At 69.0% G+C, this 10,671-nt stretch carries 4 protein-coding genes; all 4 read right to left on the bottom strand.

From position 1 onward, the window contains the following. Positions 1-208: 208 nt before the first annotated feature. Complete coding sequence (locus tag QZY44_RS21670; RefSeq protein ID WP_295452076.1) at positions 209-3,076, bottom strand: PAS domain-containing protein; 2,868 nt, start codon at positions 3,074-3,076, stop codon at positions 209-211. Between the two features lie 134 nt (positions 3,077-3,210). Continuing rightward, complete coding sequence (locus QZY44_RS21675; protein WP_295452077.1) at positions 3,211-6,210, bottom strand: PAS domain S-box protein; 3,000 nt, start codon at positions 6,208-6,210, stop codon at positions 3,211-3,213. A gap of 67 nt (positions 6,211-6,277) precedes the next feature. After that, on the bottom strand, positions 6,278-8,545 hold the full coding sequence (locus QZY44_RS21680; RefSeq protein WP_295452078.1) for a sensor domain-containing diguanylate cyclase: 2,268 nt from the start codon (positions 8,543-8,545) through the stop codon (positions 6,278-6,280). A 216-nt stretch (positions 8,546-8,761) separates the two neighbouring features. After that, positions 8,762-10,315 (bottom strand): murein biosynthesis integral membrane protein MurJ, encoded by a 1,554-nt coding sequence (murJ, locus tag QZY44_RS21685; RefSeq protein WP_295452081.1) that lies wholly within the window; start codon positions 10,313-10,315, stop codon positions 8,762-8,764. Positions 10,316-10,671: the final 356 nt, after the last annotated feature.

Below are 10,671 nucleotides of genomic sequence, written 5' to 3' on the forward strand. Positions count from 1 at the left end.
ATACCGGACCCCGTGCCCCGTCGGTCGTTTACCATGAAAGTCGCGCCGGGAGCGCGCTCCAATTCTCCCTCCCCCCTTGTGGGGGAGGGCGGAGTGGGGGAACGGCCAAGGCGCCCGCCACTTTCATCTTGCGGGGTGGTGCGGGCGCCATGGCCGTTGGTGTAGCGTAACCCCGCGCTGCCGCGCTCGCACGGCCGCCCGGGGGCTGTCAGACGCTGCGGTCACCGCGCCCCTCCCGCAAGGCTGCCTGCAACCGGATATTGGACAGGCCCAGCTTGATGGACTCGCTGACCGTGACGGCGAGTGTGCGCAGTTCCTGGCTCTGCCCGTCGGTCAGCGCCGCGTCGGTGCCGACCTGCAGCAGGCCCAGGGTTACCCCGCGCACGTTCAAGGGCACGCAGATTGAACTGGTCGGCGGCCGGTCGGTGAAGTGCCGGCAGGCGAGTTCATCGCGGGACGGGGCCACCTCATGGGGTTGGCCGCGCCGCAGTGCCCAGCAGTCGTACAGCGCGAAGGTTGGGGGCAGTCGCCCGGGGGCGCCCCAGGCGGCGACCCGCCGCAGGTCGGACCCTGGTCCCTTGTTGATCGCCAGGGCGCCGCTAAAGGGTGCAAACAGCTCCGCAGCGTCTTGGGCGATGATGGCATAGGCCTCCTCGCAGGTCTCGCAGGAGAGCAGCAGGTCGTTCATGCGGTTCAACGTGACCATCTGGGCGTCGTGACGCCGCGCCTCGGCCAAGCTGAGGCGCAGCGCCTCATCCAGGCGCCGACGCTCGGTGATGTCGGTGTTGGTGCCGACCAGACGCAGCGGCCGGCCCTGGGCGTCGCGCGCCGTGACCTTGCCGCGTGCCAGGACCCAGCGCCAGCCGCCGTCCTTGGCCAGCAGCCGGTGTTCGCTCTCATAACGCGGCGTCGCGCCGGCAAAATGGGCCTTTATCTCGGCCCAGACCCCTGGCAGGTCGTCGGGATGGACCAGCCGTTCCCAGCCGCGGACGCCGGGCTCGAGCTCGGCCGGGTCATAACCCAGCATCTGCGCCCAGCGCGGGCTGACCGACAGGTCGCCGGTGGTCACATTCCAATCCCAGAAGCCGTCGTTCGCCCCGTCCAGCACCAGCCGCAGGCGCTCCTCACTCGCCCGCAGGGCCTCCGCGGTCAGGGTGCGGGCGGTGATGTCCTCGTGTGCCACCACCAGCCCCGGGTCGGGGCCGTGCAGCGGCAAGACCCGCATCTCGAACCAGCGGGCTTCGGTCGGTGAATCGCAGGGATAGACCAGGCTGAAGGCGCCCTGGACCCGGTCCAGCACCTGTTGAATGCCGTGCAGGGCAGCGGCCGCCTCCACACTGTCCTGGCCGGACAAGACCTGCCGGCACACCTCCAGATAATTCGCCCCCGGCTGGCAGTCGACCCCGCCGCCGTTCTGCTCGGCAAAGCGCCGCCAGGCGGCATTGACCAGGGTAATGACACCGTTGCCGTCCAGGACGGCGAGATTGTCGGTCAGCGAGTCCAATGCGTCATTGAGCAGGGCATCCTTGGCGCGCACGGCCTCCTCGGCCACCCGACGCCACTCGATATCGATGAGAGCGCCGAGCTTGCGGACCGAATCCAGGTCCGCGGGGTGCCACCGCCGGCTGTGCAGGCGCACGCTCTGGGACCAGGCGGCGAAGGAGCGGCGCGGGCTGAGCCGCCCGTCGGGGCCGCGGTCCACCGCCTTGTCGGGGTTGCCGCCCCAGGTCACCTCGCGCAACTGTTCGCCGCGAAACCAGATGAGACGCATGGTCTGCGCCGGGTCCAGGGGAAAGACCGCCACCCCGGCGGCGCTGCCCGCCAGGTCCGCCACGCCGGTCAGGTGTGCGCTCAGCTGATCGGTGGCGAAGAGATCGGTGTGGCCGTCCTGGTGCAGCGCGTCCAGGCCCGCGGTGATCGCCAGTATCTGTGGGGGCTCGGGGGTCCGGCCGCCGGTGATGACCTTCTCGCCCTTGATCAGGGCCACGCCTTCGGCCCCGACCGTGCCCAGGACATCGGCGAGATCCGGCCCCGCGAGCAGGTCCGCCAGGCGTCTGCCGTGGCGCAGCGCCTTGGTGATCCGGGCGCGGCATCGCTTGAGCTGCTCCTCGTGGCGCCGGGCGCTGACCTCCTCCGCCAGGGCGATCTGGGTCGCCAGGTCCTGCCCCAGCCAGTCGGCGAGCTCGCGGACCTCCTCCGAGACCGGGAGCGGTGCGCCGTGGTGACAGGCGATCAGGCCCCAGAGTTGCCCGTCGCGCAGCAGCGAGGTCGTCAGCGTCGCCCTGACCCCCAGGTTGCGCAGATACTCCAGGTGCATTGGCGAGACGGTGCGCAGCACGCTGCGCGAGAGATCGAGCGGCCGCGCGTTCAGCGGATTGACCCCCGGCAGGAGCGGGGACGGGGCATAGTCGATATCGACAATCACCCGCGTATGGTTGATCAGATAGAGGCGCCGCGCCTGGGGCGGGATGTCGGAGGCCGGATAGTGCAGGCCCAGATAGGGCTGGAGATCGGCGCGGCGGGCCTCGGCGACGACCTCGCCGTGCCAGTCCTCATCGAAGCGATAGATCATCACCCGGTCGTAGCCGGTGAGGCGTCGGAACAACTCGGCGGCGCCCTGGAGCTTGGCGGGCAGTTCGGTCTGGGTATGGATCGCGCTGGAGCCCCGCACCGCCTGGGTCAGCAGGGCGCCGAGTGCGGCCGGCGCGGCCGGCGCGGGTTCCAACTCCAGCACCACCAGGTCATCGGATTGGTGGACATAGCCGGTGCAGGCGCCGCCTTGCCCTCGCCAACGCAAGGATGCCGGGATGGCGGGCAGTTCCTCATAGCGCACCTGCGCCTCGCCCACCGCGGCGGCCAGGGCCGGACCCAGCGCCGTGGCCAGTTCGCACCCCAGCAGGTCGGCTGCCGCGTGGCCCAGCAGGGCCTGGCAGTTGGCACTCGCCTGGACGATTCGCAGGCTCGGTCCCTGCAGCGCCAGCAGGCAACCGTGCGGCTGAATCGCACCGGGGATATGGATCGGCTCGGCCTCGCACTGGGTGAGGTCAAGGGGCGGGGGGGCGAGGGTCAGTGTCATGGCAAACTCGGAGGGGGGAACCCGTAGGTCGGGTTAGCGTAGCGTAACCCGACATTCGCATGCGCCGCTGTCGGGTTACGGCGCGCCTGGCGCCCTCGGTGTCGATTGGGTTGGTGCGGCGCGCCTAACCCGACCTACGCCGCAACCGCGACGACCCGGTTGCGCCCGGCCTCCTTGGCCCGATAGAGGGCCGCGTCGGCCCGCTTCAGCACGGCGACGGCGTCCGTCTCCTGCGCCCCGGCGACCGTGACCCCGATGGAGACCGTGATGGCGGGCAGCTCCCTGCCTTCATAGGACAGGCGCGTCTGCATGATCGCCAACCGCACGCCATCCAGGCGCCCGCGGGCGGCCTCGAGGCTGGCGCCGGGCAGGACCAGGGTGAGTTCCTCGCCGCCATAGCGGCAGGCGAGGTCGCCGGCCCGGATGACGCCGTTCAGTAAGGCGCCGACGGCGCGCAGCACCGCATCGCCGGCCTCGTGGCCATAGGCATCATTGAAGCGCTTGAAGTGGTCCAGGTCCAGCATCGCCACGGCCAGCGGCTCGCCCCGGCGGCGGCTCACCTCAATGGCGCGCGGCAGGGCCTCGTCCAGATAGCGGCGGTTGAAGAGCCCCGTGAGCCGATCGTGGGTCGCCTGCTCGCGCAAGGTCTCCTGCAAGCGCAGGTTCGACAGCGCCAGCTTGGCCGCCTCGCTGACCGCGATGGCCAGGGTGCGCAGGTCGCCGAAGGGGGCCGCCGTGAGTGCCTCGCGGGCGCCGACGTGTAACAGTCCGAGCGTTTCACCTCGTACCATCAATGGGATGCACAGATAGGGAAACGGCAGGGGGTCGGCGAAATGCCCGCAGCGGGCGCCCCGGGCGGGGTCCATGACCTCGTGGACCTCCCCGCGGCGTAAGGCCCAGCAGTGACTCAAGGGAAAGGTCGCCGGGAGGACGTCGGGCTCGCCCCAAACCGCCACCACCCGCAGGTCCGGCGCGCCGGCGTCCTCGTCAAACACCGCCAGGGCGCCGGTGAAGCCGGCGAACAGTCGCCCGGCGGCGCGGGCGATGACCGCATAGGCCTCCGCCCGGGTCTCGCAGGACAGCAGCAGTTCGTTCATCCGGTTGAGCGCCACCATCTGGGCGTCGTGGCGTTCGGCTGCGACCAGGCTGACCCGCAGGGCCTCTTCCATGCCGCGGCGTTCGGTGATGTCGGTGTGGGTCCCGGCCATCCGCAGCGGCCGGCCCTGATCGTCGCGGGCCGTGACCTTGCCGCGATGCAGAAACCAGCGCCAGTCGCCCTGCTTGGTCCGCAGGCGATGTTCGACCTCGTAGTGCTTGGTGTGACCCGCGAAATGGGCTTGCAGGGCCGCCTGGGAGCGCGCCTGGTCGTCGGGATGCATCAGCCGTTTCCACGCGCGGATATGCGGCTGGACCTCGGTGAGGTCATAGCCGAGCAGCTCGGCCCAATGGCGACTGAACAGGATCGCGCCGGTGGTCACGTTCCAATCCCAGAAACCGTCGTTGGAGCCGTCCAGCACCAATTGGAGCCGCTCCTCGCTCGCACGCAGGGCATCCTCGGCGACCTTGCGGGCGGTGATGTCGGCAAAGGAGACCACGACCGCCTGCAAGGCCCCGGTGAGGGTATCGTGGATCGGTTCGGTGCCGACCTGAATCCAAGTGAGTCCGCCATCCGGCTTGATGACGCCCATCGTGACATCGCGCTGCGGCAGCCCCGTGCTCAAGGTCACCACCGTTGGCCAGGCATCGCTCGGAAAGGCCGTGCCGTCGGGGCGGATGATTCGCCAGGTGGCGGCGTCGACGGGCCGCTGTCGGAGCGCGTCGGTGCTGAGCCCCAGGATGTGCTCCGCCGCCGGGTTGGCGGCGATCAGTGCGCCGTGGCGGTCATAGACGGCGACCCCCTCGGCCAGGGCCGCCAGGGCCGAGCGGTGGCGTTCCTCGCTGGCGCGCAGGGCGTCCTGCGCCGCCTTCTGCTCGGTGATGTCGTGGACGATCGAATACAGGAGCGGGCGGCCATCCAGCTCCAGCGACCCGGAGTGGACCTCGACATCGCGGAGCGCGCCGCTGGCCAGGCGGTGCCGAAAGTGGAAGAGCCAATGCTCTTCCTGTGCGGCGCGGCGTATTTGCGCGGCGAGTTCCTCCGCGCTGAGTGTATTGATGGCGCCGATCTGCATGGCGCGCAATTGCCCGACCGTGAAGCCATAGTAGTCGGCGGCGGCGGCGTTGGCATCGACGATCGCGCCGGTGGCCGGATCGATCAGCAGCATCACCACCTTGGAGGCGCTGAAGAGGGTGCGGAAGCGCTCCTCGCTGCGGTGCAGCGCGGCCTCGGCGGCCTTGCGCTCGGTAATGTCCAGGACGAAGCCGATCAGACCGCGCAGGGTGCCGTCGGGATAGTGCAGGCTCGCCTTATGAAAGACCACATCGCGCCGTTCGCCGCGCTGGTTCAGAACCTGGGTTTCATAGATCTGGACGCCTGGATGCTGAAACAAGGCCTGATCCCTGGCAAAAAAGATGTCGGCGGTCTCGCGCGGCCAGGCGTCGTAGACCGTCTGGCCGATCAACTCCGACGCGGTGCCGCCGAAGAGCTCGATGAAGGCATGGTTGACGTTCTGATAGCGCCCGGCCGTGTCCTTGTAAAAGACCGGGGTGGGAATGGCCTCCAGCAAGTCCTTCTGGAAGTCGAGGCTGGCCTGAATCGCGGCCTCGGCCCGCTTGCGCTCGGTCTGGTCCTCCAGGAACCAGATGACCCCTTCCTGCGGTTGCCCCGGCGCCAGGGCCTGGGCGCGCATCAGACACCAGAAGCGGGTGCCATCCTTGCGGGCCAGCTCCACCTCGTCGGCAAAGACCTCGCCGCGCGCGATGACCGGATAGGCCCGTTCGCCCAGCGCCAGGAAGGCGGCATGGTCGGGATAGAGGACCTGGGTGGAGACGCCAATCAGCTCCCCGGGGGCATAGCCGCACAGGGACTCGGCGCGGCGGTTGGCGCGCACGAAGCGGCGCTCCCGAACGACGAAGATCCCGACGAAGGCGTTATCCAGCAGCGCCTGGTGTTCCCGCGCCAGGGCCTGGCCCTGCGCCTCGTGGCGAGGCCGCCGGGGCCTTGATTGCTTGGCGTGGTGGTGCGGTTGTTCCATCGGCAAAGCATACACCGGCCCCCCATGCCCGTCAGGGGACAGTCGCTATTGCGGCGTGGGCGCGCCGTCAGCCGACCGGCACCTCGTCGGCGACGATCCGGTTGCGCCCGGCCTCCTTGGCCCGATAGAGGGCCGCGTCGGCCCGGGCCAGCAGCGCGGTGGCGTCAGTCTCCTCGCCCCCGGCGACCGCGACCCCGACGGAAGCGGTGATCGCCGGCAGGTCGCCGCCGCGATAGAGGATGCGCGTTTGCATGATGGCCCGCCGCAGGCCGTCCAGCCGCTCGCGGGCAGCGTCGAGGCTGGTGCCGGGCAGGATCAGGGTCAACTCCTCGCCGCCATAGCGGCAGGCGAGGTCGCCGGCCCGCAAGGACGCGTTCAGCAGGGCGCCGACCGCACGCAACACGGCATCGCCGGCCTCATGGCCGTAGGCGTCGTTGAAGCGTTTGAAGTGGTCCAGGTCCAGCATCGCCACGGCCAGCGGTTCGCCCCGGCGGCGGCTGACCTGGAGCTCGCGCGGCAGGGTCTCGTCCAGGTAGCGGCGGTTGAAGAGCCCCGTGAGCGGATCGCGGATCGCCTGTTCCCGCAGGGTCTCCTGTAAGCGGATGTTGGAGAGTGCCAGCCTGGCCGCCTCGCTGACCGCGATGGCGAGGGTGCGCAGGTCCGCGAACTGGCCCTCGGTGAGCGTCTGGCGGGCGCCGACATGCAACAGCCCGAGCGTCTCACCCCGTACCGTCAAGGGAATGCACAGGGAAGGAAACGGCAGCGGGTCGGCGAAGTGTCCGCAGTGAGAGCCTCGGGTGGGGTCCATCACCTCATGGACCTCGCCGCGGCGCAAGGCCCAGCAGTGACCGCGCGGGAAGGTCGTCGGCAGGATGCTGAGGTCGCCCCAATCGGCCACCACCTGCAGGTCTGCTCCGGCGTCCTCGCCAAAGACCGCCAGCGCCCCGCTGAAGCCGGCGAACAGCTCCCCGGCACTGCGCGCGATGGCCGCGTAGGCTGCCGCGCGGGTCTCGCAAGACAGCAGCCGCTCGTTCATCCGATTGAGTGCCACCATCTGGGCGTCGTGGCGTTCGGCCGCGACCAGGCTGACCCGCAGGGCCGTTTCGATGCGGCGGCGCTCGGTGATGTCGGTGTGGGTGCCGGCCATCCGCACTGGTCGGCCCCGGGCGTCGCGGGCCATCACCTTGCCGCGATGCAGAAACCAGCGCCATTCGCCCTGCTTGGTCCGGATTCGGTGTTCGACCTGGTAGCGCGCGGTGTCACCGGCGAAATGGGCGTGTAGGGCGGCCCGGGAGCGCTGCTGGTCGTCGGGATGCATCAGCTGTTTCCAGATGCGGATATGTGGTTGGACCTCGGTCTGGTCGTAGCCCAGCATTTCCGCCCAGCGTCGGCTGAACAGGATCTCTCCGGTTCTCACATTCCAGTCCCAGAAGCCGTCGCTGGACCCCTCCAGCACCAGTTGCAGGCGCTCCTCGCTGGCGCGCAGTGCGTCCTCGGCCGCCTTCTTATCGGTGATGTCGTGGACGATCGAATACAGGAGCGGGCGGCCATCCAGCTCGAGCGGCCCGGAGTGTACCTCGACGTCGCGAAGGGTGCCGTCGGCCAGGCGGTGCCGAAAGTGGAATAGCCAACGCTGCCCTGCCGCGGCCTGATGGATTTGTGCGGTGATCTCTGTGGCGCTGAGGGTATTGAGTGCGCCGATCGCCATGCCGCGCAGTTGCCCGAGCGTGAACCCATAGTAGGCCGCGGCCGCCGCGTTGGCGTCGACGATCGCGCCGGTGGTCGAATCGATCAGCAGCATCACGACCTTGGCCGCGGCAAAGAGGGTGCGGAAGCGCATCTCACTGCGTTGCAGTGCGGTCTCGGCGGCCTTGCGCTCGGTGATGTCCAGCACCGTCGCCAGCAGCAGGCTGCGGTGGTCGCGGTGAATCAGATCGAGATGGACGGCGACCTCGCAGATTTCGCCATTGGCCCGCCGATGCCGGGCCAGGAACTCGGTCCCCCGATTCGCCCGTCCGGTCTTGAAATCGGCGAAGAGCGCCAAGAGGGCCTCACGCGGCATGTCGGCGTTTTGATCCCAGGCGTGGCGTTGCTTCAAGACCTCGCGGGGATAGCCATAAAATTCGGCAGCGGCCTGATTGGCGTCGACGATGTGCCCGTCGTCCGGATCGATCAGGACTTTGATCACATAACGGCTTTCGATCATGGCACGCCAGAGTCCGGCGGCGTCTTCCAGCGCTTGGCGCGCCTGGGGGAGCTCGGTCGCGTCCTGCGGGACCCAGCCGGAACTCGGCAGCGGGTCAGCCGGTGTCAGGCCCTGGCTCTGCGCCTGCATGCGAGGCCGTCGGGGTCCTGCCTTTTTCATGTGGCGGGGCGGTTGTTCCATCGCCAAAGCATACACCGGAGTCGCGGCCCGCCGCGTTCAACCTGTGTAAAATCTCGTTAACATTTCTGGTGCTTGGGCTCCGGTGCGCGGCGACCATCCAGGCGCAGTGGCGCTATGTGGCCAACGCCAGTGCGCGGCTGGTCTGCCGCCGTCGGTCCGCGTTGCTCAGACCTGGAGCAGATGCCGCGGCCGGATGCCGACGGCCAGCAGGGTTGCGGCATAGACGGCGCCGCCGGTCAGCAGCCACAGACACAACTCCCAGGCCCGCGCGCCGCCGCTCATGGCGAGCCATGCATCGATCGGTCCAGTGCCGAGATACAGGGTCAGGCCCATCAGCAGGTTGGCGCCCAGGCCCTTGGCGAGTAGCGCCATCCAGCCCGGCCGGGGGCGATAGATCGACGCGCGGCGCAGTCCGCGCAGCAGCAGCGCCGCGTTGGCGAGCCCGGAAAGAGTGGTTGCCAATGCGAGCCCCGTATGTCCCATGGGGACCATCAGAATGAGGCTGGCGGCAATATTGATGGCCATGGCGATGACGGCGATCCGCACCGGGACGATCATCTCCTGGCGGGCATAGAAGCCGGGGGCGAGCACCTTGACACCGATGAAGCCGACCAGTCCCAGGGCGTAGGCCATCAGGCTCTGGGCGGTCATGCGGGCGTCCTGCGCGCTGAAGCCTTCGGTCGCACCCCCCGACGTGCCCGAGTAGAACAGGGACGCGATGATCGGGCCGGCCAACACCAAGAGCCCCAGCGCGGCCGGCACCCCGAGCAGCAGCAGCCAGCGCAGCCCCCAATCCAGGGTGTCGGAGAAGGCGGCCGGGTCCTCGGCCGCGTGACGCTGGGACAGCCGGGGCAGGATCACGGTGCCGAGCGCTACACCCAGCAGGCCCATGGGGAACTCCATCAGCCGATCCGAGTAGTAGAGCCAGGAGATGCTCCCGCTGACCAGGAAGGAGGCGAGGATGGTGTTGAGCAGCAGGTTGAGCTGGCCCACCGAGGCGCCGAACAAGGCGGGACCCATGAGACGCACGGTGCGCCGCACCCCGGGGTCTCGCAGCGCGAGCCGCGGGCGGGGCAGGAGCCCCAGACGCGCCAGAAACGGCAGTTGGAAGGCGAGTTGGGCGATCCCCGCGATCAGCACCCCCCAGGCCAGGGCGGTGATCGGCGCCGTCATCCGCGGGGCGAGCCAGAGGGCGCAGCCGATCAGGGTGAGATTGAGCAGGACCGGCGTGAAGGCCGGCACCCCGAAGCGCTCGTAGGTGTTGAGGATGCCGCCGGCGAACGCGGTGAGCGAGATGAACAGGACATAGGGGAAGGTGAGCCGCAGCATCGCCACCGTCAGGTCCCGCTGGTCGGGCGCGTCCGCAAATCCGGGGGCGAAGACCAGCACCAGCAGCGGGGCGGCCAGGATGCCGAGTAGGGTGACCACCAGCAGGACAGCCCCCAGGGTGCCCGCCGTGGCGTCGATGAAGTCCTTGAGTTCTCGCCCGTTGCGTCGCTCCGTATACTCGTTGAGCAGCGGCACGAAGGCCATGGAGAAGGCCCCTTCGGCGAACAGCCGGCGCATCAGGTTGGGGATTTTGAAGGCGACGAAGAAGGCATCAGTGCCCGCGTCCGCCCCGAAGACCCGGGCGATCACCAGATCGCGCACAAAACCCAGCAGGCGCGAGAGCAACGTGTAGCTGCCCACCTTGGCGGTGGACGCGGCGAGGGATGACACGGCGGCGGGACTCCGCAAAAAGGGCGGGAGTATAACGCCTGGCGAGGCTGCCAGCCCGGGACCTGGGGTAGCCGGGTGCGGGCGAAACGGATGGGGCCGCCGGGGCGCACTCATTACGGCTGGGACGCCGGAATCGAGATCCGGTCATGCTCCTGTGCTAACCCGTCTTCGACTATTCGCGCCTATTTTTCACGTAACCCATTGGTTGGCTTGCACCGCAGGGGCAAAGGTCGGCACTACACAGCGATTAGTGTATGGAAGCTTGGTGAGCGGCAGTAATCCTCGGTGGGGGTTGCTCGTGCAGGTGTAGATGCAGCCGGTCGAGCAGCAGTTGCTGGTCGGGTTCCGGCTCGGTG

Origin of the sequence: uncultured Thiodictyon sp., from assembly GCA_903837595.1 — a bacterium.
GTDB lineage: Bacteria > Pseudomonadota > Gammaproteobacteria > Chromatiales > Chromatiaceae > Thiodictyon.

Excerpts from the sequence above, each read along its gene's own strand:
- QZY44_RS21680 (WP_295452078.1), bottom strand. The coding sequence starts at position 8,545 with ATGCAGGCGCAGAGCCAGGGCCTGACACCGGCTGACCCGCTGCCGAGT.
- QZY44_RS21670 (WP_295452076.1), bottom strand. The coding sequence starts at position 3,076 with ATGACACTGACCCTCGCCCCCCCGCCCCTTGACCTCACCCAGTGCGAG.
- QZY44_RS21675 (WP_295452077.1), bottom strand. The coding sequence starts at position 6,210 with ATGGAACAACCGCACCACCACGCCAAGCAATCAAGGCCCCGGCGGCCT.